A 25,152-nucleotide genomic window follows, 5' to 3' on the forward strand; every position below is an offset into this window, starting at 1 on the left:
AGTAAACGAAAACAACGTAAACGTAAAGGTAAAACGGTAAACGTAAGTTAAGTACAGTAGAACGAACTAAATAAAACTAAAACTAAACTACTACTACTACGAAGAGTGATGTTTTTTGTTTAAGATTCTTTGAGATCATCAACTAATTTTTCTGCTAAACGTCTATACATATTACTCATAGTCACGAAGGATGTTAGTAATAAAAACTTTTCTAGTGTTGGATCTTCTAAGGAAGAAACCTTATTTACTTCCGTAACACGCTTATTTACGTCTTGCTTAAAGTTTTCCACATTGGTTTCAGTAAGGGAAAGATAATCTTTATATAGAGTATTTAATTCGAATGTATCATCGTTTATTAACGGTGCATTTATATTTTCTAAGGAGCTTTTTATATCATTAATGGAGAGTGCTCCTTTTAATTGATAAATTAAGCTGATTAAAATCATATGTTCTTTTGAATACTTTTTATTTTTGATAGGGATGAATAGTTTCCCTTTTGCGTAATTGTTAATCATTGTTTTTGTTAATACTTTTTCATCATCAGTTCTCGTTGTATCCGCATAAGTATTCTCAAATAGTTGGACAACTTGGTCTACATATAAGTCGACATTTGGGATATCCTCAAGTTTAATATTTTTTTCTAAATGTAATGATTCAAGTAATTTATTTATATTTTCCACGTAGAACCCCTCACTTTTATAACTTAGTGGAACTTAATGTTTAGTATATCTTTAAATATGGTATTACGAAACAAATGAAATGTAAATGTTGACCCGTATGAATAATATATATATAATTACAAGTAGTTATTAAAACTACATGTAATTATATGAGGGGTGTTTATATGAATGCTTATGTAAGAGAACCGGTTAATGCATTTACTCACTTAGGAGGAGCTGTATTATCATTTATTGCATTATTAGCTATGATTGTGAAGGTTTCTGTTAAGATGCCATCTTTTGCTGCAATTACAGCTGTTATTTTATTTGGTATGGGGATGATGGTCCTTTATATGGCATCAGCTGTGTATCATAGTGTTGTAGCCAGTGAACGTGTTATTTATTTCTTTAGGAAGCTAGATCATTCTATGATTTTTATATTAATTGCAGGTACATATGCACCCTTTTGCTTAATTACATTAAATTCGGCGAATGGTTTGCTATTATTTTGTTTAGTTTATGGAACTGCGATTTGTGGTATTGTTTTTAAAATGCTTTGGTTTAATTGTCCAAGATGGTTATCGACAGCAATTTACCTTCTGATGGGTTGGTTAATTGTTCTATTCTTTGCACCGCTAGCTGATAATTTAAGTACAGGAGGTATTCTTTTCCTAGTACTTGGAGGTATTTTTTATACGATTGGTGGGTTTATTTATGGTGCGAAGCCAAAATGGTTGGAGTTTAAATATATGGGACACCATGAAATTTTTCATGTTTTTGTATTGTTAGGTAGTCTTGCGCATTTTCTAAGTGTATATTGTTACGTAATTTGATCAAAAAACGCCACGCGATGTCTGTTATGTGGCGTTTTTTTATTATCTGATTGGAATCGTGTATTGTATAAAATAAGTGTGGGATAAAATGTAAGTTTTTGTGTTCGCATAATAAACATGGGATAAGAAATATGTGATATACTTTGAGAAGTTTATAATGAATGAAATATGGAGGACTATAATTATGGCAATACTTGTAACAGGTGGAGCAGGATATATTGGTAGTCATACATGCGTGGAATTACTAAATAACGGTTACGAAATTATAGTAGTAGATAATCTTTCGAACAGCTCGGTAGAGTCTATAAATCGAGTGACAGAGATAACAGGAAAACAGTTTAAGTTTTATAAAGAAGATATTTTAAATCGCGAAGCACTGGATACGATTTTTGAAGAAAATACAATTGAAGCTGTTATTCATTTTGCAGGCTTTAAGGCCGTAGGAGAATCAGTAGCAATTCCGTTAACGTATTATCATAACAACATTACAAGCACATTAGTGCTATGTGAAGTGATGCAGAAGCATGATGTGAAGAAGATGATCTTCAGTTCGTCTGCAACAGTGTATGGTATCCCAGAAACATCACCAATTACGGAGGAGTTTCCATTAAGTGCAACAAATCCATATGGTCAAACAAAATTAATGATTGAGCAAATTATGCGTGATGTAGCATTTGCGGATGCAGGATGGAGTATTGCATTACTTCGTTACTTCAATCCATTTGGTGCGCATGAAAGTGGGCGTATTGGAGAAGATCCAAATGGAATTCCAAATAACTTAATGCCATATGTAACACAAGTAGCGGTAGGGAAGTTAAAGGAATTAAGTGTATTTGGAAATGACTATCCAACAAAAGATGGCACGGGTATCCGTGATTATATTCATGTTGTAGACTTAGCAAATGGCCACGTGAAGGCGCTTGAAAAGGTACTTGGCACTACTGGGATAGATGCATACAATCTCGGTACAGGTACTGGTTATAGTGTATTAGAAATGGTTGAAGCATTTGAAAAGGTTTCAGGCAAGGAAGTTCCTTATAAAATTACGGAACGTCGTCCTGGTGATGTTGCAGTATGTTTTGCAGATGCATCAAAAGCGAAGCGTGAATTAGGATGGGAAGCACTACGCGGATTAGAAGAGATGTGTGCAGACTCTTGGAGATGGCAATCAAATAACAAAAATGGCTATCTAGAAGTTTAATAAACAGAAAAAATGACCTTTGCATAAGCAAGAGGTCATTTTTTTTCTGTTTATTTTCCATTAAGTTTATTGGCCACTCTAGTAAAGAAAGTTCGCTGTTTCATAGAAGTGTTTGACTGACAAAATGTATAGTAGTCAATATCTTTAATATAAGTAAAGAGTCTAGAAATGGCATATAAGAATGTAATAGAAGATCCGAGTGCAAAACTAATACCGTAACCATCGAATCCAAATGGTAGTAGAAGAAGACTTAATAACAGGTTTGCAAAAAAGAACAGAGCCGATGTTCGAAATGCCCCTTTACGATCTTCAAAATATAAGAGTAGTAACGTAATAACAAGAACCATACCGTTTGCATAAGCACCAATTATAGTCAGCTGCAAAATAGAGTATTCAAGTGCTACATTCCCAGATTGTGAACTAAACATCCATATTATAAAAATAATAAGTAAAGAAAAAATACCTTGATTACGAAGTATTCGTTCCATTTCTTGTTTTAGGACAAAGTTCATTGATTCTTTTAATTGTAAAATTGTATTTAATGTTGCCCCATTGTTAACTGAACCGAAGAACTTCTTATACCGTTCATAAAATCTTGTTTCAATGGATACTACGAAGAAAATATAAGTTGGGATAATACTTAAATAAGCCCAGAAAACAGAGGTATCATATATTTGATGATAAATAAACGTGTTTTCAATATTTCCTCGCCCTTCTCCGAACCAAATAACAAAGTTACATACCCAAATGCCAATATTGTAAAATAAGCTTGACCAAAATAGTTCTGGATATTTATCTAAATAAGAAAGAAAGGTAAATTGTTCAGTAGCATCACTATTTGGAAACATTCGTACAATAACGATACTTAACCAAACTAATGTAATGAAAGTCCCGATTGTAAAAGAAATTAAAAGCAATAGGGCAAATCCGTGCTCTAATCCAAGTGTTGGATTAAAGTAAGCGATAAGTGCAATTCCACATAGAGAAAAAATTGAACCGATTAAAAATGCAAGAGCGATTGACTGATAATCTTTAGCTGCTGTTAAATAAATGGATTGAATCCAAATGATATTTAAAGCTAAAAATAAAAATAGCATCACGATTTTATAATACAAGGCTAATGGTGTAAAAATTGCAAACAAAAGCCATAAGATAATAGCTAAGAAAAGTGTGATTTTAGTCATTCCTAAAAAGGAAGAAAATACTTTATCAGCTTTTTGCTCGTATAAAAGGTCAGCCACATATCTAGTTACGATGAGCTGCAAGGCACCGTATATAATTTGAGAAAAAATAAAGCAGTATGAAATTGAAATTGTGAAAAGGCGCTGTTCCTCAATTGAAATAGAATGGAACAAACTTAAAATGTATCGAATAGCTGTTACTGCTAAAATAACGACTAACCACGGACCAGCTGTAACAAATAATGAAAATCCGTACGCTTTTATTCTTGAAGAATAGTAGTCTTCTTGGAATAATTTTTGTAAACGAAATCCTATTCCTGCCATATTTTTTTACCTCTTTCTAAGTAGAGCTTACGATAACTATCAACGACACCTGATAATTGGTAGTGCGCTTCAATACGATTGCGCCCATTATCCCCAAATTGTTGAATGGATTCAGGGTGACGATAATACCACTCTAAATGAATGGCAACTTGCTCAGGAGATACAGGTGGTACAACAAATCCGCATTGCCCGTAAGGATCTTCGTCTTGCCCGTAAATTAACTCCCTACAAGAACCGACATCTGTAACAACCCATGGTAATCCTGCCGCCATTCCTTCTAACATAGCTAATGGTTGCCCTTCAGATATACTTGTTAATACGAGAATATCTGTTTGTTTTAAGTAATCTTTAATATTTACTTTGCCGGTCATTATTACATGCTCTTCTAATCCTAATTGTTGAATTAAATCACGACATTCCTGAGCATATTCTGCTTCTTCTGTATCAGGACCTAGTAAGTAAAATATAAATGGAATATTTTTTTCAAATAATAATTTAGCTGCATAAATCATTGTTTTTACATCTTTAATTGGCACAACTCGTATAATAGCGGAAATGATGAGTTTATCCGAATTATACTTTGGTTTACGTAACCCTTTATAGTCAGATAAAGTAACGCCATTTGGAACGATTTTTAGTTTATGAGCCGGGGCACCTAATTCTTTTTGATATGCACTATTTCGGCCGAACAACGTAATTACATCAGCTGCTTGTTCATATGCTTGATGAGACAAGTGATGAAAGAAAGAAACCCATCTTTTTTTGTATTCAATTGGTATCCAAGTAGACTGTAGTATTTCTTCTTCACGCTCCCGAGAATAAATACCGTGTTCAGTTAGAATAAATGGTATATCAGACTTGGCGCTAATTGCAGCACCAAGCAGTCCACCATAACCTGTCGATACAGAATGAATAAGATCTAATTCAGGAAAATCAATTTGTAAAATTTGAATGATTGGTGTGAACATAGATCTCCACATCCAAAAATAATTTAAGAAGGAACCACTACTTTCTTCATATAAATAGCTTTCTTTAACAATTTCATAAAACTCACGACTTTCGAAGAAGGAATGGAGTGTTCCTAGCTTTTGTTTATCCCCTAATATTTGTAATGCTGTTGTATCGTTGGCTTGAAATGTAAACCATTTTTGAAGTGTCTGTACTTCTTGTTCAGTTAAATTAGTTTTTATATGTTTTGATTCATTTTCTGATTGCAAAGGAATCATAATGATATCTTTTACGTTGCTTGGAATTTCATATTGATATTCATCTTCTGTTTTTACTTGAGGGACTATCGCAAAAATCGTAAATTCATGTTCTTTAAACTGCTGGATAATCATTTGAACCCAGCTTGCTACCCCTCCACTTACAAAGGGGTAGCTGCCTTCGACGACCAAACCTATTCTCATCTGTTATTCTCCTTTAATTGGGATCGTAGCACTGGCTTTCGTTAACGTAACGCTATAAATTTGGGAATCAAGCTTTTTAACCGTACCGTAAGAGAATGAGCCAGGTTGTATCTTCTTACCTTCTTCTACACGTATAATTGTTGAAGTATGATTTGGCAACCCTTTATATGCAATGTGAACAGCATCATCTTCATAAGAAACATCTAGGTCACCAGTTTGATAAATTTTCATAGAAGCAGTTGCTTCACTTTGATTCATACTTTTTATATAAGGATATTTTTCTCGTATTTCTTTAATTGTCGTTTTATAAGCTTTAAATAATTCTTCCCATGTTAAGTCACCTGAGCGTTTTTCATCAAGGATATCATCTGGATGGACGAAATGTGAGATAACCCCTAAATTTGCGGTAACATCAGTTAAGATAAATTGCTCTTCATCTGTGATAGCATAGCCACTCGTAATACGCGGGAAGTGATAAATGTTTTTGTTATATTCATCTGGTCCAAATTCTTGAATTAAACTGCCGTTACTTTTACTTCCCACATATAGAGAAGCAACTGTTTCCATAGTTGGAACCGCGTCGTTTAATGCACTTAATCCAGTTGTATTTATAATATTGGATGGTGGTACATAGGTTTTTAGTTTTTCGTTTGGAAAGAAGTTATACACGAGTTTTTGTAGAGCATCTAAGGAGCTCTCCATATCCTCTTTTGAACTCCAAGGAACATATTCAAGTACTTTATCTACTGGGTCTGGTGGTAATAATAAAGGTTGATGGTTATAGCCATGAATACCGATTTCTCCACCGTGACTTAATAATTCTCTTCCAAATAATAAATAGGTATTTCTATTTTTACCTGTGAAATCTTCAAAAGGTGGCGTTACTTTATTTTGGTATGTCCCAATTGCAACACCCGTATATTTAATATCAAGCTCTTCAGAGATATCCTTCATATTTTTCCACCAATGTTTTTTATAAAATTCTTCAACAGAAATTTTTTCTGTTGTTAAGTTTTTTAGTTCTCCCTGTGGAATCGGGGATGGGAAGTCATCGATATACATAATCTCCGCTCCAAGTTGTGCCGTAGCGAAAGTCGGGAAAATAGTACCCAGTGATTGAACGAACATACCTCTACCTAATTTATCGTTCAATGCTGTTGTATTCCAATATAGGACTTTTCCTTCACCGTAGTCATTGGTCCAAAGGATGGGAGTATCTTCCGCTGTAATCCAAGTATTAGTTGTATTCTCATCTAGCGTAATATTCATTGAGCTATGAGTAAACAATGGAGAAGAACTTGAGAGATCTGGATAACCAGGGAATAAAACTTCTTCAAAGGTTAATCCTTTCGCATCTTTGAAACCTTCTTTTTTTGTAATACCAAATAATGTGTTCCAGGAAGGATCTGAATCAAGTCGGTTTGCGATAATAATCCTTCCGCCCATTTGTACAAAATTTTGAATATCGGCTTGTGGAAGTTGCTCCATTATTTCACCTGTAATAATAATCCCTGTATAGGGAGAGGGAGTAAGTCCCTTAATTTCATTAGCTGTAATATCTTTATAGTGTAGGTGTGCGTAATCCATTGCCTTCTTTGTATTAAATTCGACTTGTTGCCCTAATGTATTATCCGTTTTTAAAACGTATAATTGCATTTTCTGTCCATTTTGAGCTACATCTTTCGCTTTGAGTGTTTTAACAGTATCTGTTTCTTTTTTAGGAACAGAAAATTTTTGATAAAAATTTTCTGTTCGATATATAAGGATGGATATAATTAAGAGAAATAAAATGATACTAATAATCCCGATATATATATTAATCCCCTTTTTCAATGTGTGCGCCTCCAAACTGCCTTACAAATAATTGATATTTACGCGGTAGTATATGAACCCTTTTTGCAGCTGCTAGATTATTGATTAAGTCATAGAGCTTGTCCCATAACTTTTGCTCATAATATAGTTCAAGTAACCCAACGTAACCGTAATATGATTCCGGATAGAAATGAATAAGATTTAAAAATTGTTCTTCAGACTTTGCATATTGTTTTGTGTGTAGAAACAGATTTCCAAGGTGGAAAGGGTAAAGAGGTTCGTTAGGGAATAGTTCTACACTTTGTGTAATAAAATTCATAAATTCAGTGATTATTTTTTCTTTTTGCTGATTAGAAAGAAGACCACTGTCTATATATCTTAAATAGTTAGAAACCAACTCTTTTGCAATTCCATTTTGTTGATTTTGTAGAAATTGCTTATTTAAGTATTCAATCTGTTTTTCGTACCGTTCATTTAGTAAATTAATAGTAGTTGCTGCGTAATGTACAGTTTCAGGATCTTTATGGTTAATGGCTTCTTTCAATAAGCCTCCTTCATTAGAAATAGAGGAGGAGCTTAACTGTACAATGAGCTGTTTATGTAATTCAGGCTTATCTAGTTCTAATCCAGAAGAAAATGAAATTAAGTCCATATCTTGTTTTGCTGATTCTAAAATATCTTCGTAATTATCAACGTGAAAGGCAACATAATCAGAGTATTGCTGTAACCACTCGGTTTTTGATCGTCTTATATTAAGTAATAACATGATTACTGATACAATAAGTCCGATAAGCGGGAAAAGAAGCGAGATAATTAAGCAAAATTCAATAATCCCTTTTTTATCTTCAGCAATTAAACCTTTTGTAAATCGGAATAAAAGAAAAACTAAAATAGCGTAAATAAAATAGAGAAGGAGCAAAATCATTAGAATATCACTCCTTTAGAAGAAAGAGCGTTTTGTATACGAGTTTGAACTTGTAATAAATACTTTTCTTCAGTGCCGGGTAATAAAATCATAATTTTTTGCGCGGTCGTATTGTAACCGAATATATCAATATCACGTAAATGATCTTTTAAAATAGAATTTATCATTTCTAAAGAATCTTGTGGAGCATTGAACTCAAAATAGGAATATGGATAAGATAATGTTTCGTACCGTTTCTTTTCTATTTTTAGTAAATGTTCAAATTCATCTTCATAATAAATGCTTGTTTTGGGGAATGTGCGATCCTCTTGACTTGATAGCCAAAGATTAGAAGCGTTTTGTAAACGATCACCCATCCAGCGTAAATACCATGTGAAAAGTTCGAATTGCTCAGAAGTTACTTTTGAAAACTCGATTTCGTCTAATATAATGACGTATTGTACATCATCTTGGAATAGGACGGGACCAACTAAAAGTGGAGCATCTTGAGAATCCTCATCTGTACGGAAAAAAGGTCGATTATGCGCTAGCGCATTTTTGATGACTAACGAAGCGTTTTTAACAAAAATGGATTGAGATAATGTATTTTTACCAGTTTCTGCTCTTAATTTAATGCGAAGCGACTGTTTATTGTTATCGACGTGATAGATACCAATTTTTTTTGCCCCAAAATACATTTTTAGTACATTCATTCCTTCATCGAGTACAATTTCAGGATGTGTATGATTTAAAGCTTTAAACATATGATACATTTTAGATAAGTGGTTATTTGATTCAAGTACACGAGAACGTAGTGTAATACGTGTTTCATCCAATTGTCTCACAACATATTTTAATTCTTTATTTTCAGCTTTTAGCTCATTATTTATCATATGTACATCTTCATAACGTTCTTTTTGGGCAGTACTCATTAGTCCACAACATAAACTAATAACAAGTAAGAAAATCCAACTTATCCAGTAATCTAATGAATAAAAGTACAGCAATATATCATTTCCTTTACATATACCGCTTACAAAAATATAAATCATTGCTTCCAGAAAGGCGAAAAGGGCAATAGATATGCCATACCGGCTAGAAATAATTAATGTAATAAATAAGAGTAAGAAGTATTCATACGTTGGTGTAAGAAAATCAGTTAGTATTGAGAGAAAAAATAGAGCAATAAAGAGAATCGTAGGTTCAATCATTTTTTGTAATAAATTAGATTGTCTATAGTGCATAAAAAAATCCCTTCTTTCGTTTGCAAATTTAATTTTGAGGAATAGTACACTGAAATAAAATACATAATTTAAAAGAATTATTTTAAGATAGATAATATATAAAGCCCAAACTATTTTATCAACAGGGATGTAGTAAATTCAAGTGAAATAAATTCTAATTTCTGTTAATGTATTGCATTTATTGGGATTTTTATAAGAATATCGAGTTTAAAAAAATGTAGAATGTTATGGCATTACTATATTTGTATTAGCATTTAAAGGTGTTAAAAGTTAAAACAATAGAAAATTACAGTTGTATAGGGGGTAATATTATTATGGAGTGGAAACGTTCTATATGCTTTTTAGCTATATTTTCTTTTATTTTTTCCTCAAGTACATCCGCACAAGCAAATGTTGTGGAACCAGTTTTAAAAAATGTACGAAGTTATAAAATTTATTATGGTGAAGCAAATGAGCAAGTAATTGAGAGACTTTCAAAGTATGACATGGTTATTATAGAGCCATATGCATTTACGAAAGAGCAGGTTCAGCAATTAAAAAAATCAGGAACGGTAGTCCTTGGGTATGTTAGTGTTTTAGAATTAGAATCGTGGCATAAATCGCAAGTGGTCGAATCAGACTATTATTATAGAGACGGTAAGAAAATGAAGATTGGGCAGTGGGATACATATATTATGAATTTAGCTGATGAACATTACCGTGGGATTGTTGTGAATAAGGTGAAACAGCAAGTTATTGGAAAAGGAATAGATGGGGTGTTTTTAGATACAGCTGGTGATATTGATGACTATTTTTATGATCAGCCGTCTACACAAGGGAAATTTCGAGAAGCATATGTAAATTTATTAAAAGAAATTAAAAGTGTTGATTCCAACTTGCTTCTTATACAGAATTGGGGATTTGACACAATCAAAAATACATCCTTGAATTTTATACATGGTGTATTGTGGGAAGACTTCAATAAACAAGTTATTGCGAAAGATGAATGGAGTCAAAATTGGATGCGCTATTTTAGACAACAAAGTAATAAAATTGTAACGTTTACCGTTACTCCAAATAACGTATCTAAAAAATATAGTTCTATAAATGGATTTATTCCTACAATTAATCCGAATGATATTTATGATAAATAGCAATTATTAGGAATGAGAAACTATCAAGATTGACTATGACAGCCTAGGTCAGTAATACAATTATCTTATAAAGATGAATGTATTACTGACCAGCTCCTATTACATAATAATGGACTTAATGAATTCGAACGAGCTGTTTATGGTACACTGTGTTACCTTCTTGGCTTGAATATGGTGGTAAGCTTCGTCCAAAGCAATTTGCAATAATGTTGGGGTGATCGTTATATGAAATTCGAATTTCATATAGATCTACAGTGTCATCTAAATCGGCGTAAAAAACGGCAAGATTATTACTGTCGAGAGAGTAGGGGAAGCTTGCTTCTACATTTTCTCCGACTAGTACGGGAAGCTTTATTGGAGTAGAATAAGTAGACCAATCCCATACTTCTATAGTTATGTGATGGGGATAATATTTATCCAAGTTCACAATGTTAACTACAGCAGAAATAGTATTAGATTCTTTCGTTAAAACGCCAGTTGAACGAACTACATATCGAGGAATTCCATGATGAAACATATACATCTTACCTTTCTAAAGAAATTAATATGAATTTAAAATATTCTATGTAAAGGATTAGCAGAATGAACTAGTATAAATGAATCATTCTATTAATTCTCATGGAAATAAAAGAGAATAATTTAAAAATCATCCCAGGTCTTGTCTTGTTGTTAGAGTGCGTTTATAATCAAGTAATCCTATTAACTTTTTGATAGGATTATTTCTTTTTGAAAGCGTTTTTAATTCGCGATGTTAGGGGAATGCTGTTACTTTCAAATACTGAAAAGTTGACTGAGATTAAACAAGAAATAATATTGCTGTATAGCAGTTATTAAAGGTAGTTTCATTTCATTTTTTAAGGTAGGAAGTCTGACTTTTAACATGAAAAACTATGTATGTAGTTTTAAGTAAGAAGAAAGATAATAAAAAATATGATTTTTTATATGGTGGGGAGGTTACAGTGTGAAAACATAAGATTTTCACACGAGTATATATGGGTTATGTGGGATTATTACTTTCAGGTGCAGCCTTATTTTTAAATAGCCTTGTCATACTAGGCAAAGCAGAGATGAAGAGTGCAGGTGTTTTTAATTTATTTGTGGGGGCATTACAAATTATCATTCCGTTTTATTTAATTATGATCTCTGATCAAAGTAATTGGACGGTATATTCATATGCAGCTACTTTTTTATTTGGTTTAACGTATTTGTACGTAGGGGTTACTTTTATTAAGGGTATGGATAGTAGCGGCCTAGGATGGTTTTGTATATGGGTAGCGATTATTGCGTTATTCTATATGGTTGTTTCGTTTGTTCAATTCCATGATGTTGTTAATGCGTTAACATGGTTTATGTGGGCATTACTTTGGTATTTATTCTTTGTATTAAATACACAAAAAAAGAATATCAATCAATATCTTGGAAGAATTGCTTTCGTACAATCATGGGTAACATTGACGTTGCCGTCACTCTTTTATTTTATGGGAGTGTGGGGAGAGGGATTCGTATATGAACTATGGGTTTATGTATCAGTAATTTCTATTTTATATTTCTGTTATTGTATCTTTAAATACCGAGTACGTTAATGTATCGTATGTAGAAAAAACATGGAATCGTTAAACTGATTCCATGTTTTTTCTATTTTAGCGTTTATAATAGAGGTAGTATTTTACAATTTATAAAATGGGGATGATGAAGGTGAAAAAAGTATTGGTGCTAGGGGGAACAAGGTTTTTCGGTAAACATTTAGTAGAAGCACTTTTACAAGCTGGGCATGATATAACAATTGCTACGCGGGGAATTACCGAAGATTCCTTTGGGGATACAGTAAAAAGAATTGTAGTAGATAGAGAAGACGAAAAGTTACTGGAAGAGCGTTTGGAAGGTAAAAGCTATGATGTTGTATACGATAATTTATGTTACAGCTCGAATGCAGCGAAGATAGTGTGTGAAGTGTTGAAAGGAAAAACGAAGAAGTATATTATGACATCTTCAATGGCTGTCTATGAGCCTGCGCTAGACTTGACAGAAGAGAACTTTAATCCGTACGAGTATGCGATTACGTATGGGGATAGGAATGATTTTAATTATAGTGAAGGCAAGCGATTAGCCGAAGCGGTTTTATTTCAACATGCAACATTCCCAGCCGTTGCAGTGCGTTTTCCAGTTGTTATTGGAGAAAACGATTATACGAAAAGGTTACAATTTTACGTTGAACATATTGTGAAGCAAGAGCCTATCGTTGTGGATCATGTAGATGGAGAGTTGTCGTTTATACATGAAAAAGAAGCAGGGCAGTTTTTAGCTTGGTGCGGGATGGAAAGCATAGAAGGGCCAATTAATGCCTGTAGTAACGGGGTAGTTTCCACGGAAGAAATTATTCATTTCATAGAAGAGAAAACGGGGATAAAAGCGCTCATTCAAGAAGCAGGAGACAATATAGCTCCTTATAATGAAGTAACTAACTGTACGTTACATAACGGAAAGGCTCGTGAATTAGGATTTTTGTTCCGAGAGTTGGAACTAGAAATAAAAAATGTTTTACAACATTACATAAGTACAATGAAGTAATCATAAATCCCCCGGTGGCAATCCGGGGGATTCTGGAGGATTTCGACAATACTGATTTTACATTACCAAATTTACCTTATACGCACGACTAATGTTTTTGTGATTGAATTGCTTGTAAATATTTTTCGTTTACTCGGTCCCAGTTTATCGTATGCCACCAGTTGGTAACAAACTCAGGGCGCCGATTTTGATACTTTAAATAATAGGCATGTTCCCATACATCGATGACGAGTAATGGAATTTTTCCTTCTTGCAAAGGTGTATCTTGATTTGGTGTACTCATAACAGCGAGTTCTTCACCATCGAGAACAAGCCATCCATATCCACTTCCAAAACGACTAATGGCCGCTTTGGACAGTCGGTCTTTTAAGTTGTCAAAGGTATCGAAATAATAATCAATTACTTTTGCAACGTCTCCATTAGGCTCGCCGCCACCTCGTGGGCTCATCACTTCCCAAAAAAGACTATGACAATAATGTCCACCACCGTTATTTCTTACAGCTGTAACAATTTCTTTTGGTAAATCATCTAAATTACATAGTAACTCTTCTAAAGATGTATTATGTAATTCAATATAATTTTCTAAAGTAGCATTTAAATTGTTTACATATGTCGCATGGTGCTTTCCGTAATGAATGGAGAGCGATAGATGGCTCGAGTTCATCATAGTCATATGAAAGCTTTGGTAATTGAAATGAAGACATAAAATTACCTCCTTTCTTTTTAAAAAAGTTGGTCTAGGTAAAAAAACTTTACCTGAGTAAAAATTACACCTATTCTTCATGTAAGTCAATAGTAAGTTCTCTAATTTTCTGAAAAATATTACAATAAAAGTAACACTTCCACTTTCGTTTGTGACTCTTATCCTTTTTGCTTATACTGTAAAGTAGTAGTGTCTTGTTGAGATAGAAGGAGATTGTTTATGAGTAAAACGAAACAATTAATAGAGGAAGCAAGTAATTTTATTACTATTTGCTATAAGGAACTTAATAAAGAGCAATTAATAAAAGAGCGTATGGAAGAAATTTTAATAGAGATAGAAAAGACGGGAACGTATGAGCATACATTTGAAGAGCTTGTTCATGGATCACGGATGGCATGGCGTAATAGTAATAGATGCATTGGGAGATTGTTTTGGAGTAAGATGCACATATTAGATGCGCGTGAAGTAAATGATGAAGAAGGTGTATATAATGCATTAATTCATCATATTAAATACGCGACGAATGATGGGAAAGTTAAACCGACAATTACGATTTTTAAGCAATATCAAGGTGAAGAGGATAATATACGACTTTATAATCATCAATTAATTCGATATGCAGGATACAAAACGGAAATGGGAGTAATCGGTGACTCCCACTCTGTCGCATTTACTGATTTATGCCAAGGTCTTGGGTGGCAAGGAGAAGGCACAAACTTTGACGTATTACCGCTTGTATTTTCTGTTGATGGAAAAGAGCCTGTATATAAAGAAATTCCTAAAAAAGAAGTGAAAGAGGTACCAATTGAACATCCAGAATATCCAATTTCATCACTAGAAGTAAAATGGTATGGGGTACCAATGATTTCAGATATGCGTTTAGAGATTGGCGGTATTTCTTATACAGCAGCCCCATTTAATGGGTGGTATATGGGGACTGAAATTGGTGCTCGTAATTTAGCGGATCATGACCGTTATAATTTGCTTCCAGCGGTTGCAGAGATGATGAATTTAGATACTTCCAGAAATAGTACGTTGTGGAAAGACAAAGCGTTAATTGAGTTAAATATAGCTGTTTTACATTCTTTCAAAAAGCAAGGAGTTAGCATTGTGGATCACCATACAGCTGCACAACAATTTCAACAATTTGAGAAGCAAGAAGCAGCATGTGGACGGGTTGTAACAGGAAATTGGGTGTGGCTTATTCCACCGCTGTCACCAGCTACCACTCATATTTATCATAAACCGTATCCGAATGAAATTTTGAAGCCGAATTTCTTTCATAAATGATATTTAGTATAGTTTTTTATGCAAAATATAATTTTTTTTAATTACTGTTATGTAGCAAATGGAAGCCTTTACTCTCGGTTATTTTTGGAAGGATCTTTTTGAACCAAGGAGTTCCTTATGTTATAATCAACTTTCTGTTTCGAAGACCTTATAGAAATATAAGGTCTTTTGTTTTGCTTTTTTATGTAATAGGAATAGAAATTTTCTTTTAAATAAGGGATTTAGCATATTTTTAGGGACAACATAAGTGTGTAGAAAATCGATGAATTATTATGCTTATATAATCATTATGTTTTGGGTGTAAACAATAAAACATAATAAAGTTGTTTTTTTAGATTGCTGAGGAAGGAGGAAGTGTAAATGAGAATGAAGAGTCGAAAAACGGATTGGCCTGTATTTCTTATTAGTGGTGGCTCACTTTTATTATTTGTAATTGCAGTTATTTTAAATAAAAGTTACGTAGAGGGAGTCATTAATAGCAGTTTTGCAGCTTCAATTAAATATTTTGGTGCCTTTTGGCAGGTGTTATTAATTGGTACATTTATTGTGGCAATGTGTATGGCGTTTTCGAAATATGGGAGAGTTAAACTTGGGGGGCTAGAAAAACCTGAGATTAGTACGACAAAATGGCTCGCTATTATTATGTCTACATTACTTGCCGGAGGTGGCGTTTTTTGGGCAGCTGCAGAGCCGATGTACCATTTGATGACGGTGCCACCAATACATGAAGGTATAACTGCTGGAACGAAAGAAGCGGTAATGCCTGCTTTAGCACAAAGCTATATGCACTGGGGTTTCCTCGCTTGGACGATTTTAGGTACAATTAGTGCGGTAGTTATGATGTACGGACATTATCATAAAGGTATGCCGTTAAAACCTCGAACACTTTTATATCCTATTTTTGGAGAGAAGTTGCGAAAGAGTTGGCTTGGAACAATGATCGATGTATTTGCCATTATTGCGGTAGCTGCAGGGACGATTGGCCCGATCGGATTTTTAGGACTACAAGCGAGTTATGGGTTACAAGCATTGTTTGACATTCCTGATGTGTTTACTACTCAATTAGCGATTATTGTTTGTGTAGTAGCTGTTTCTACTATATCTGCGGTAACGGGAATTGATAAAGGGATTCAAATTATAAGTAATTTAAATGTTAGGTTAGCAGTTTTATTAATGGTATTCGTATTACTGTTTGGACCAGGTGGATTTATTATTGATTCATTTGTTTCTTCGTTTGGATTTTATATAAATGAATTTATTCCAATGAGCACATATCGTGGTGATACAGGTTGGTTAGGGTCGTGGACAATCTTTTTCTGGGGATGGTTTATTGGATATGGACCGATGATGGCAATTTTAGTGAGCCGTATTTCAAGAGGCAGAACAATCCGAGAAATCATCGTTGCAATTGGAATTATTGCACCTATTATTACAACGTTTTGGTTTACGATTTTGGGAGGGTCAGGTGTATTTTATGAGTTAATGAAGCCTGGTTCTATTTCGACCGCATTAAGTGAATCTGGTATGCCAGCGGCTATGATTGCAATTACAGAGCAACTGCCACTCTCTAATATTATTGGACCTGCATTTCTTTTATTAACAATCTTATTTGTAGTGACAACAGGAGATTCAATGGCTTATTCGATTTCAATGGCAGTGACTGGAGATGGAGATCCTAGAATTAGTTTGCGAGTGTTTTGGTCGCTTATTATGGGAACAGTTGCAGCGATTCTTTTATACATGGGTGAGGGAAGTATTAATGCATTACAATCATTCATCGTAGTAACAGCTGTCCCGGTATCCATTCTGTTATTCCCAATGCTATGGCTAGCGCCTAAAGTTGCAGGGGAATTAGCCTTAAAACAAGGTATTGTAAAAGAAGAGGAGAAAACTTCCTTCTTGTTCCAAAAAGCTAGTAAATCAAAATAAATAATTGTATTTATATAAAAAGAGGAAGCATTTCATTTGAGATGCTTCCTCTTTACTATTTATTTAACTACTTTTCTCGAAGGGGATCATACTCTATACAGTTTCAATCTATTCTAATACTTTATCTTTCGTCTCTGGGACACATAGTAGCATTGTAACTAAACCGATTGGATAGATAATGAAGATGAGAGATAGTGCTCCCATTAAATTTCCACCTGCAGCAAGTAAGCCGATAATAACAGGCCCAAATCCAGCTAAACCGCGTCCTGTTCCGAAAATAAAGTTCTCTGCTGTCGAGCGAGCTTCAGCAGGATAGTTTTCAGCTAAAACTGCTCCGAATCCTCCCATCATGCCATTGGCAAAGAATCCAAGCAATGCACTTCCCCATAACAATAATGTTGAGTCTGTGAATAAGAAGAAGTAAATGAGACAGTATATAGTACCACCGACATAATAGATTGTAAAAGTTTTACGGCGACCAATTTTATCGGCTAGAATACCAAAAGTTGCAATTCCAATTAGCATGCCAATCGTAGAGATGAACATCCAACCGCTCGCTTTTGCTAATGTGTAGTTATATTTATTTGCTAAAATAGTTGGCATCCATGTGAAAATTCCATAATATCCGAAGTTCTGTATGAATGACATAATAATAAGACCAATTGTTGTTATCGTTACTTTTTTATTTGCAAATAACTTTCGAAGTGGGAACTTTTTCATTTGTTTTAGTTGTTCTGCCTCAGCAGTTGTTAAATGACCTTCAGCCTCTTTTTGTAACAACTCTTTTTTGTATCGTTGTTTTTGTTCCCATATTTTCGGTTCACTTAAACTTTTGCGTACATAGACAGCTAGTAGAGCAGGAATGAGTCCAAATAAGAAAACAGCTCTCCATCCGAAATGCGGTACGATAAATGCTGGAAGGAGTGAAGCGACTAGTACGCCAAATTGCCATCCAAGTGCAACAACGGATGTCGCCTTAGCACGCATTTCTTTAGACCATGTTTCAGTTACGATGGCCATCCCAATCCCGAATTCACCACCAACTCCCATTCCAACTAAAAAGCGAAGAATTAATAATTGCCAATAATCTGTTGCGAAATAAATAAGTGCTGTTGCTAGTGAGAATAGTAAGATTGTGAAGGCCATCGTACGGATACGCCCAAATAAATCAGCAATAAATCCAAATAAATAAGACCCGATTAGCATTCCTATTGTGGTAGCTAATGTTAAGTTTCCACCTTCAACAGGGCTTAAATGAAATTCTTTTAAAATGTAGACGAGTACGAAAGATAAGAGCAACATATCTAAACCTTCTGCTGCATATCCTAGCGCAGAACCAAACAGTGTTTTATATCTTTTCTCCTTCGTTTCCTCTGTTGTTGATTGTACATCAGTAGTGACGTTCATCATTACTCCTCCTTATTTTCTTCTACAGTCGCTATGGAAGAATAACAAAAGGCCTTCTCACCTGATATGATGAGAAGGCCAAAAAAGCATACGTATCCCTAAAAAAGACCATACGTATAGTATATTCCGACTTCCTTCTCAACCTCACGGGGTTGGGTTAAAGGACTGTATTATATTACCTTATTTTTAGCACTCTTCTATTAGATTGTCAAATAAAGAGTGTATTGTTATGTGTAAAATATTTCAAAAGATACTTCATTCTCCTTGACGCCCACTTCATTATTTTCCCATAATAAAACTAACTAATATAAAAAGGAATGAATCACAGATGCTAAATTTAGTACTTATGATGATTGAACGTGTCGGACTTATTGTTATTTTAGGATTTTTACTTTCTCATATTAAAACGTTTAGGCGTCTTCTTCATAAGCAAGACGGATATGTAGATAGGATTAAGCTTATTTGTATTTTTTCAGTGTTTACAATTGTAAGCAATTACACAGGGATTGAAATAGCGGGAAATACGATTATGAATGAAAATTGGCTACAAGGTGTTTCTTCATCAAGTACAATCGCGAATACACGTATTATGGGTGTTGGAATTAGTGGATTGCTTGGCGGCCCTATCGTTGGAATTGGAGTAGGATCAATTGCTGGTATTCACCGTTATATGCTTGGCGGGACGACAGCAGCAAGTTGTGCAATCTCGTCAATTTTAGCAGGAGTTATAACGGGTTATATTGGATACATTTTTAAAAAATATAATCGTACAATTACACCTAAATTTTCAGCGGTTTTAAGTGTTTTTATCGTTTCTTTAGAAATGGTTATGATTCTATTAATTGTAGAGGATGGAATTAGTATTGTGAAAACAATTGCGATACCGATGATCCTTGTGAATAGTTTCGGGAGCTTTATTTTACTTTCTATGATACAAGCCATTTTGCGTCAGGAAGAGAATGCAAAAGCTCTGCAAACACATAAAGTATTACGAATTGCCGATAAGACATTACCATATTTTCGCCAAGGGTTAACAGAAGAGTCTTGTAAACATGTGGCACAAATTATTCACCGCTTTACGGGAACGGATGCGGTATCCTTAACAGATACAGAGAAAATCTTAGCTCACGTTGGATTAGCGTCAGACCATCATATTCCTTCACACAGTTTAATAACAGGTTTATCAAAATCCGTATTAAAAACAGGGAAAATAATGAAAGCGAAGTCTCGTGAGATTATTAATTGTCAACATGAGGGGTGTCCATTACAAGCGGCAGTTGTTATTCCATTAACTTCACATGGGAATACAATAGGGACATTAAAGCTTTATTTTAAAAACTCTAATCAATTAAGTCGTGTTGAAGAAGAGCTAGCGGAAGGGCTGGCGAAAATCTTCTCCACACAGCTTGAGTTAGGTGAAGCCGAGTTACAAAGTAAGCTATTGCAAGATGCCGAAATAAAAGCGCTGCAAGCACAAATCAATCCGCATTTTTTATTTAATGCAATTAATACAGTGTCAGCTTTATGCCGAACAGATGTAGAGAAAGCGAGAAAATTATTGCTACAGCTTAGCGTTTATTTTCGTTGTAATTTGCAAGGGGCACGCCAATTACTTATTCCATTAGAACAAGAGTTGAATCATGTACATGCATATTTATCGTTAGAGCAAGCGAGATTTCCGAATAAGTATGAAGTGAAGATGTATATTGAAGAAGCACTAAAGGTAACTTTAGTTCCACCATTTGTGCTTCAGCTATTAGTTGAAAATGCATTGCGCCATGCTTTTCCGAAAAAGCAGCCAGTGTGCCAGGTTGAGGTACATGTGTTTGAAAAGGAGGGGATGGTTCATTTTGAAGTGAGGGATAATGGACAAGGGATTGAGAGTGAACGTCTAGAGCAATTAGGAAAAATGGTAGTTCCATCAAAGAAAGGGACTGGAACAGCTTTATATAATATTAATGAGAGACTTATCGGGTTATTTGGGAAAGAGACAATGCTTCAAATTGAAAGTGAATTAGAGCAAGGGACAAAGATCCTCTTTGTAATTCCGAAAAAAGTAGGGGAGGAAAAACGGAGTGTTAAAAGTATTAGTAGTTGATGATGAAATGTTAGCACGCGATGAATTGAAATATTTATTAGAGCAAACGAAAGAAGTAGAGATAGTAGGTGAGGCGGATTGTGTAGAGGATGCATTAGAAGAATTAATGAAAAACAAACCAGATATTGTTTTTCTAGATATTCAATTATCTGATGATAATGGATTTGAAATTGCAAATATATTAAAGAAGATGAAGAATCCACCTTCAATAGTGTTTGCTACTGCATACGATCAATATGCGCTGCAAGCGTTTGAGGTAGATGCGCTAGATTACATTTTAAAGCCATTTGATGAAGAACGTATCGTACAGACATTAAAGAAATATAAAAAACAAAAGCAAATAAAATTAGAAACAAAGCAAGATGTAAAGAGTGTAGATGTAACGACCGAGATGCATAAATTAGCATTACCAATTGAGGAGTCAATTGTACTTATTAATATTGAAGATATTGTTTATGTAGGGCTTGTAGATGGGAAAGTAGCTGTAAAAACAATGAAAGAAACATATGTAACACATGATACACTTGTGATTTTGGAAAAGAAATTACCGCAAACCATTTTTATGCGTGTTCACCGTAGTTTCATTGCTAATATTAATCATATTACTGAGATACAGCCGTGGTTTAATTCGACTTATAACTTAATTATGAAAGAGGGATCTAAAGTCCCGGTTAGCCGTACATATGCAAAAGAACTTAAAAAGCTGCTTCGTATTTAAGGAGCAGCTTTTGTATTTCATCCTATAATTTTTGCAACTGGCCGTTTATATTTGACGCCCTATTATGTAAACGCTTACTTATCAATTTATATCCTATACAATAAAGGTACCAAATCAAAAGAGGTGGCCAAAATGAGCACAAAAAAAGTATATGGTTTTCTATCACAAATATTCGTTTTTTCAGCTATTATGTTGGTTTCTAATATTATCTCAACACATTTGCCAATTCCGATGCCTTCATCAGTAATCGGGTTAGTCGTATTATTTAGTCTATTATGTTTAAAGGTTATTAAATTGGAGCAAGTTGAATCACTCGGAACAGCTTTAACAGGTATCATCGGATTTCTTTTCGTCCCATCAGGTATTTCAGTTATTAATTCTCTTGGTGTAATGAGCCAATATTTCGTACAAATCTTAACTGTAATCGTTGTCGCAACAATTATTTTACTTGCTGTAACAGGTTTATTTGCACAATTGATTTTAGGTAAGGATGACAAGGAAACAAAAGATACAAAAGAATTGAAAGTTGTAAACAAAGGAAGCAAACACGGAAAAGTCGCATAACTATTTTAGACCATACATGGTTAGGAGGTAATGAACATGACAAGCACAATGACTCCATATTTCGGAATCGTCGTTTCATTAATTGCATACGGAATCGGAACGTTTTTATTCAAACACTCAAAGGGATTCTTCTTATTTACACCACTATTCGTAGCAATGGTATTAGGGATTGTATTTTTAAAGGTAGGTAACTTTACTTTTGAAGAATATAATACTGGCGGAAAAATGATTAGTTTCTTCTTAGAGCCAGCAACAATCGCCTTTGCAATTCCATTATATAAACAAGTTGATAAGTTAAAAAAATATTGGTGGCAAATTTTATCGGCTATCGTGGTTGGATCTATTTGTTCGGTGGTTGTCGTGTTCATTGTCGCAAAAGCAATTGGTTTAGATACAGCTGTAATGAACTCAATGTTACCGCAGGCAGCAACAACAGCAATTGCGTTACCAATCTCTGAAAGTATCGGTGGTATTCCAGCAATTACATCATTCGCAGTTATCTTTAACGCAGTTATCGTATACGCATTAGGAGCTTTATTCTTAAAAACGTTTAGAGTTAAACATCCGATTGCTAAAGGTTTAGCACTTGGGACAGCAGGACATGCGTTAGGGGTTGCAGTAGGTATCGAAATGGGTGAAGTAGAAGCAGCTATGGCAAGTATCGCTGTGACAGTAGTTGGTGTCGTAACAGTGGTGGTTATCCCGATGTTCATGCCATTTATTGGATGATAAAACTTACTTAAAAAAATATAAAAGCAAGTTATTTGTAGGACGGATTTCTACTGATAGCTTGCTTTTTATGTTACAGTAGTGGTAAGACCTATTTTTAGGGGAATAAAAGTTTCCTTAAATCTTCATTAATACTGTGCATAATGCGTTTTGAAATAGGTCATTGTATTGTAAAATAAGAAGTAACATAATATAGTAGCACAATTAACGAGCGGTTAGGCTTGAAGATAAATTGCTCGCAATGGCTTTAATATTAAAGGATAATTATAAGTAGAGAATAGAGAGAGATCTACTTGTTAATGTTTTACTTTATAGGACAGGAGAGAGTACTCGTCGATTATGCAAATAAAAAACCTGTTTCAAAGCAAAGGATTTCAGAGGTTAATCGTATTAGTATTACTTGCTCTCATATTGTATGGGATGCAAAGTATGTTAAATTTAATTTTAATTACGTTTATGTTGACGTATTTAATGGATCGATTCCAAAAGTTTATTTCTCGTAAATTAGATCATTTCATGCCAATTAATCGGAAAATTATTATAGCGCTTTTATATGTAATGTTAGTGGCGGGAATTGCCATTACGCTATTCAAATATTTACCGGTATTAACAATACAAATTTCACAATTGATTTATCAATTTAATGTATTTTTAAGAAATCCACCTGATAGTGAATTAATTAAGTATGCAGTTAATGCTGTTAATCATATGGAGCTTTCTAAATATGTAGGGCAAGGCGTAGACATTTTGTATAAATCTATTACGAATGTTGGGAAATTTGGCCTTCAAGTTTTACTTTCTGTAATTTTAAGCTTATTTTTCTTACTTGAAAAAGCACGTATCGTTGCTTTCACTTCGAAATTTAAAGAAAGTCGACTTGCAATTTTCTATAACGAAATAGAGTATTTCGGAAAGAAATTTGCACGTTCATTCGGAAAAGTAATCGAAGCACAATTTTTAATCGCAATTGTTAACTGTGTTTTATCTGTTATCGCATTATGGATATTAGGATTCCCACAATTACTAGGTTTAGCGTTAATGATTTTCTTGCTTGGTTTAATTCCAGTCGCAGGTGTTATCATTTCGTTATTCCCACTTTGTATGATTGCTTACAACATCGGCGGTATTATGTATGTTGTTTATATTATAGTTATCGTAACAGTCATTCATGCGCTTGAAAGTTACGTATTAAATCCAAAGTTTATGTCGCAAAAAACGAATTTACCGATTTTCTATACATTTATGGTATTAATTTTCTCAGAGCACTTCTTAGGTGTATGGGGACTTATTATCGGTATTCCGATTTTCATTTTCTTATTAGATGTTTTAGATGTAACAAGTGATGAAAATGAGAAAGATATTTCTAAAAAATAAAGTAAAGAAAAAGCATCGATATTCGATGCTTTTTCTTTTATAACATCATGTTTCTTATGCCATACTGTAAGGAGAATATAGAATAGGGGTGAAATAATGGCTGTAAATGAAAAGATAGAATTGGCTACGTTTGCTGGAGGGTGTTTCTGGTGTATGGTTTCGCCATTTGAAGAGATGGAAGGGATTATACAGGTCGTTTCAGGTTATACAGGTGGTCATAAAGAAAATCCGACGTATAAAGAAGTGTGCGCGGAAACAACGGGACATTATGAAGCAGTACAGATTACATTTGATGCAAATAAGATGCCGTATGAGGAATTGTTAAATATATATTGGAAACAAATTGATCCGACCGATATTGGAGGCCAATTCCACGACCGCGGACAGTCTTATGAAACAGTGATTTTTTATCACGATGAAGAACAACATAAAAAGGCAGAGGCTTCAAAAGAAGAGCTTGCAAAGAGCGGGCGCTTTTCAAAACCAATTGCAACAAAAATATTGCTGGCTACTACGTTTTATCCAGCTGAAGAATATCATCAAGGGTATCATAAGAAAAATACATTCCGTTATGAGTTATACCGTAAAGGTTCAGGACGAGATGCCTTTATTAAACAACATTGGCCAAAAGATAATGCCCATTTAAAAGAAAAACTCAATGAGATGCAGTTTTATGTAACACAGGAAAATGGAACTGAACCGCCCTTTCAAAATGAATATTGGAACCATCAAGAGGAAGGACTGTATGTAGATATCGTTTCAGGAGAACCATTATTTACTTCTTTAGATAAGTTTGATAGTGGATGCGGTTGGCCTAGTTTTACAAAGCCAGTTATGTCAGTAAGTGTGAAAGAAAAGATGGATGTTAGTCATAATATGACGCGTACGGAAGTGAGAAGTAAGGAAGGCGATTCACATCTAGGGCATGTATTCCCAGATGGTCCAGGACCAAATGGCCTTCGGTATTGTATAAATTCAGCAGCTCTCCGATTTATCCCAAAAGAGGGGTTAGAGAAAGAAGGATACGGTGATTTCTTAATTTTGTTTGGAAATAAAAAATAACCTCGCAGTT

Annotated in this window: 21 protein-coding genes and 1 pseudogene; 13 read left to right on the forward strand and 9 right to left on the reverse strand. The window is 34.2% G+C overall.

Going from position 1 to position 25,152, the window contains the following annotated elements; genetic code table 11:
- Window positions 1-119: 119 nt before the first annotated feature.
- Entirely contained in the window at window positions 120-680 is a 561-nt protein-coding gene (locus CDB3_RS23270) for a DUF1836 domain-containing protein (protein WP_128856124.1), read from the reverse strand.
- A gap of 164 nt (window positions 681-844) precedes the next feature.
- On the opposite strand from CDB3_RS23270, the gene trhA reads away from it, so the two are divergent.
- Together trhA and galE are read left to right on the forward strand one after the other, a co-directional pair.
- A complete protein-coding gene (gene trhA, locus CDB3_RS23275; RefSeq protein WP_128856125.1) occupies window positions 845-1,492 on the forward strand; it encodes a PAQR family membrane homeostasis protein TrhA in 648 nt (215 codons plus the stop codon).
- Window positions 1,493-1,676: 184 nt separating this feature from the next.
- Entirely contained in the window at window positions 1,677-2,693 is a 1,017-nt protein-coding gene (gene galE, locus CDB3_RS23280) for a UDP-glucose 4-epimerase GalE (RefSeq protein WP_128856126.1), read from the forward strand.
- Window positions 2,694-2,743: 50 nt separating this feature from the next.
- Here galE and pelG read toward each other — a convergent pair whose 3' ends face one another.
- The 5 genes from pelG to CDB3_RS23305 are packed head-to-tail and all read right to left on the reverse strand — an operon-like array spanning window position 2,744 to window position 9,567.
- Complete coding sequence (pelG, locus tag CDB3_RS23285; protein ID WP_128856127.1) at window positions 2,744-4,198, reverse strand: exopolysaccharide Pel transporter PelG; 1,455 nt, start codon at window positions 4,196-4,198, stop codon at window positions 2,744-2,746.
- Window positions 4,186-5,607, reverse strand: a complete 1,422-nt coding sequence (gene pelF / locus CDB3_RS23290; protein ID WP_128856128.1) for a GT4 family glycosyltransferase PelF — start codon at window positions 5,605-5,607, stop codon at window positions 4,186-4,188. The genes pelG and pelF overlap by 13 nt, the downstream gene beginning before the upstream one ends.
- 3 nt (window positions 5,608-5,610) lie before the next feature.
- Complete coding sequence (locus CDB3_RS23295) at window positions 5,611-7,440, reverse strand: DUF2194 domain-containing protein (RefSeq protein WP_128856129.1); 1,830 nt, start codon at window positions 7,438-7,440, stop codon at window positions 5,611-5,613.
- Window positions 7,424-8,344: a tetratricopeptide repeat protein gene (locus tag CDB3_RS23300; protein ID WP_128856130.1), complete on the reverse strand. Its 921-nt coding sequence runs from the start codon at window positions 8,342-8,344 to the stop codon at window positions 7,424-7,426. Before CDB3_RS23300 ends, CDB3_RS23295 begins: the two co-directional genes overlap by 17 nt.
- Window positions 8,344-9,567, reverse strand: coding sequence for a GAF domain-containing protein (locus CDB3_RS23305; RefSeq protein ID WP_128856131.1), 1,224 nt, complete (start codon window positions 9,565-9,567; stop codon window positions 8,344-8,346). The genes CDB3_RS23300 and CDB3_RS23305 overlap by 1 nt, the downstream gene beginning before the upstream one ends.
- Window positions 9,568-9,881: 314 nt before the next feature.
- Between CDB3_RS23305 and CDB3_RS23310 the strand changes: the two genes are divergently transcribed.
- A complete protein-coding gene (locus CDB3_RS23310) occupies window positions 9,882-10,700 on the forward strand; it encodes an endo alpha-1,4 polygalactosaminidase (RefSeq protein WP_128856132.1) in 819 nt (272 codons plus the stop codon).
- Window positions 10,701-10,815: 115 nt separating this feature from the next.
- Here the strand turns inward: CDB3_RS23310 and CDB3_RS23315 are convergent, their stop codons facing one another.
- Window positions 10,816-11,217, reverse strand: coding sequence for a hypothetical protein (locus CDB3_RS23315; protein ID WP_097831375.1), 402 nt, complete (start codon window positions 11,215-11,217; stop codon window positions 10,816-10,818).
- A 475-nt stretch (window positions 11,218-11,692) separates the two neighbouring features.
- Between CDB3_RS23315 and CDB3_RS23320 the strand changes: the two genes are divergently transcribed.
- Window positions 11,693-12,283 (forward strand): AmiS/UreI family transporter, encoded by a 591-nt coding sequence (locus CDB3_RS23320; RefSeq protein WP_000542567.1) that lies wholly within the window; start codon window positions 11,693-11,695, stop codon window positions 12,281-12,283.
- A 97-nt stretch (window positions 12,284-12,380) separates the two neighbouring features.
- Complete coding sequence (locus CDB3_RS23325; RefSeq protein ID WP_179139750.1) at window positions 12,381-13,268, forward strand: NAD-dependent epimerase/dehydratase family protein; 888 nt, start codon at window positions 12,381-12,383, stop codon at window positions 13,266-13,268.
- Between the two features lie 88 nt (window positions 13,269-13,356).
- On the opposite strand, the pseudogene sodA reads toward CDB3_RS23325, so the two are convergent.
- A pseudogene (sodA, locus tag CDB3_RS23330) lies at window positions 13,357-13,972 on the reverse strand (superoxide dismutase [Mn]).
- A gap of 218 nt (window positions 13,973-14,190) precedes the next feature.
- On the opposite strand from sodA, the gene CDB3_RS23340 reads away from it, so the two are divergent.
- Entirely contained in the window at window positions 14,191-15,261 is a 1,071-nt protein-coding gene (locus tag CDB3_RS23340; protein WP_128856134.1) for a nitric oxide synthase oxygenase, read from the forward strand.
- Window positions 15,262-15,621: 360 nt separating this feature from the next.
- Window positions 15,622-17,190 carry a BCCT family transporter gene (locus CDB3_RS23345; protein WP_097831379.1) on the forward strand — a complete coding sequence of 523 codons (1,569 nt, stop codon included), beginning with the start codon at window positions 15,622-15,624 and terminating at the stop codon, window positions 17,188-17,190.
- Between the two features lie 108 nt (window positions 17,191-17,298).
- Here CDB3_RS23345 and CDB3_RS23350 read toward each other — a convergent pair whose 3' ends face one another.
- Window positions 17,299-18,597 carry an MFS transporter gene (locus tag CDB3_RS23350; RefSeq protein WP_128856140.1) on the reverse strand — a complete coding sequence of 433 codons (1,299 nt, stop codon included), beginning with the start codon at window positions 18,595-18,597 and terminating at the stop codon, window positions 17,299-17,301.
- A gap of 328 nt (window positions 18,598-18,925) precedes the next feature.
- On the opposite strand from CDB3_RS23350, the gene lytS reads away from it, so the two are divergent.
- From lytS to msrB, 6 genes are all read left to right on the forward strand, one after another.
- The gene (lytS, locus tag CDB3_RS23355) at window positions 18,926-20,695 is read left to right on the forward strand and encodes a two-component system sensor histidine kinase LytS (protein WP_128856135.1); all 1,770 of its coding nucleotides are present in this window, start codon (window positions 18,926-18,928) and stop codon (window positions 20,693-20,695) included.
- Window positions 20,673-21,413: a LytR/AlgR family response regulator transcription factor gene (locus CDB3_RS23360; RefSeq protein WP_097831382.1), complete on the forward strand. Its 741-nt coding sequence runs from the start codon at window positions 20,673-20,675 to the stop codon at window positions 21,411-21,413. The genes lytS and CDB3_RS23360 overlap by 23 nt, the downstream gene beginning before the upstream one ends.
- 132 nt (window positions 21,414-21,545) lie before the next feature.
- Window positions 21,546-21,977, forward strand: coding sequence for an antiholin-like murein hydrolase modulator LrgA (gene lrgA, locus CDB3_RS23365; RefSeq protein WP_002113185.1), 432 nt, complete (start codon window positions 21,546-21,548; stop codon window positions 21,975-21,977).
- A 36-nt stretch (window positions 21,978-22,013) separates the two neighbouring features.
- A complete protein-coding gene (gene lrgB / locus CDB3_RS23370; protein ID WP_002113184.1) occupies window positions 22,014-22,706 on the forward strand; it encodes an antiholin-like protein LrgB in 693 nt (230 codons plus the stop codon).
- A 339-nt stretch (window positions 22,707-23,045) separates the two neighbouring features.
- A complete protein-coding gene (locus CDB3_RS23375; protein WP_097831383.1) occupies window positions 23,046-24,080 on the forward strand; it encodes an AI-2E family transporter in 1,035 nt (344 codons plus the stop codon).
- A 96-nt stretch (window positions 24,081-24,176) separates the two neighbouring features.
- Entirely contained in the window at window positions 24,177-25,142 is a 966-nt protein-coding gene (msrB, locus tag CDB3_RS23380) for a peptide-methionine (R)-S-oxide reductase MsrB (protein ID WP_097831384.1), read from the forward strand.
- The last annotated feature ends 10 nt before the right edge of the window (window positions 25,143-25,152 follow it).

Origin of the sequence: Bacillus sp. CDB3 (assembly GCF_002081505.1) — a bacterium.
In the GTDB taxonomy this organism is placed as follows: Bacteria; Bacillota; Bacilli; order Bacillales; family Bacillaceae_G; genus Bacillus_A; species Bacillus_A cereus_AT.

Excerpts from the sequence above, each read along its gene's own strand:
- galE (WP_128856126.1), top strand. The coding sequence starts at position 1,677 with ATGGCAATACTTGTAACAGGTGGAGCAGGATATATTGGTAGTCATACA.
- lrgA (WP_002113185.1), top strand. The coding sequence starts at position 21,546 with ATGAGCACAAAAAAAGTATATGGTTTTCTATCACAAATATTCGTTTTT.
- msrB (WP_097831384.1), top strand. The coding sequence starts at position 24,177 with ATGGCTGTAAATGAAAAGATAGAATTGGCTACGTTTGCTGGAGGGTGT.
- pelF (WP_128856128.1), bottom strand. The coding sequence starts at position 5,607 with ATGAGAATAGGTTTGGTCGTCGAAGGCAGCTACCCCTTTGTAAGTGGA.
- CDB3_RS23310 (WP_128856132.1), top strand. The coding sequence starts at position 9,882 with ATGGAGTGGAAACGTTCTATATGCTTTTTAGCTATATTTTCTTTTATT.
- CDB3_RS23305 (WP_128856131.1), bottom strand. The coding sequence starts at position 9,567 with ATGCACTATAGACAATCTAATTTATTACAAAAAATGATTGAACCTACG.
- CDB3_RS23300 (WP_128856130.1), bottom strand. The coding sequence starts at position 8,344 with ATGATTTTGCTCCTTCTCTATTTTATTTACGCTATTTTAGTTTTTCTT.
- CDB3_RS23345 (WP_097831379.1), top strand. The coding sequence starts at position 15,622 with ATGAGAATGAAGAGTCGAAAAACGGATTGGCCTGTATTTCTTATTAGT.
- lytS (WP_128856135.1), top strand. The coding sequence starts at position 18,926 with ATGCTAAATTTAGTACTTATGATGATTGAACGTGTCGGACTTATTGTT.
- trhA (WP_128856125.1), top strand. The coding sequence starts at position 845 with ATGAATGCTTATGTAAGAGAACCGGTTAATGCATTTACTCACTTAGGA.
- CDB3_RS23325 (WP_179139750.1), top strand. The coding sequence starts at position 12,381 with ATGGGGATGATGAAGGTGAAAAAAGTATTGGTGCTAGGGGGAACAAGG.
- CDB3_RS23315 (WP_097831375.1), bottom strand. The coding sequence starts at position 11,217 with ATGTTTCATCATGGAATTCCTCGATATGTAGTTCGTTCAACTGGCGTT.
- lrgB (WP_002113184.1), top strand. The coding sequence starts at position 22,014 with ATGACAAGCACAATGACTCCATATTTCGGAATCGTCGTTTCATTAATT.
- CDB3_RS23320 (WP_000542567.1), top strand. The coding sequence starts at position 11,693 with ATGGGTTATGTGGGATTATTACTTTCAGGTGCAGCCTTATTTTTAAAT.
- CDB3_RS23375 (WP_097831383.1), top strand. The coding sequence starts at position 23,046 with ATGCAAATAAAAAACCTGTTTCAAAGCAAAGGATTTCAGAGGTTAATC.
- CDB3_RS23340 (WP_128856134.1), top strand. The coding sequence starts at position 14,191 with ATGAGTAAAACGAAACAATTAATAGAGGAAGCAAGTAATTTTATTACT.
- pelG (WP_128856127.1), bottom strand. The coding sequence starts at position 4,198 with ATGGCAGGAATAGGATTTCGTTTACAAAAATTATTCCAAGAAGACTAC.
- CDB3_RS23350 (WP_128856140.1), bottom strand. The coding sequence starts at position 18,597 with ATGAACGTCACTACTGATGTACAATCAACAACAGAGGAAACGAAGGAG.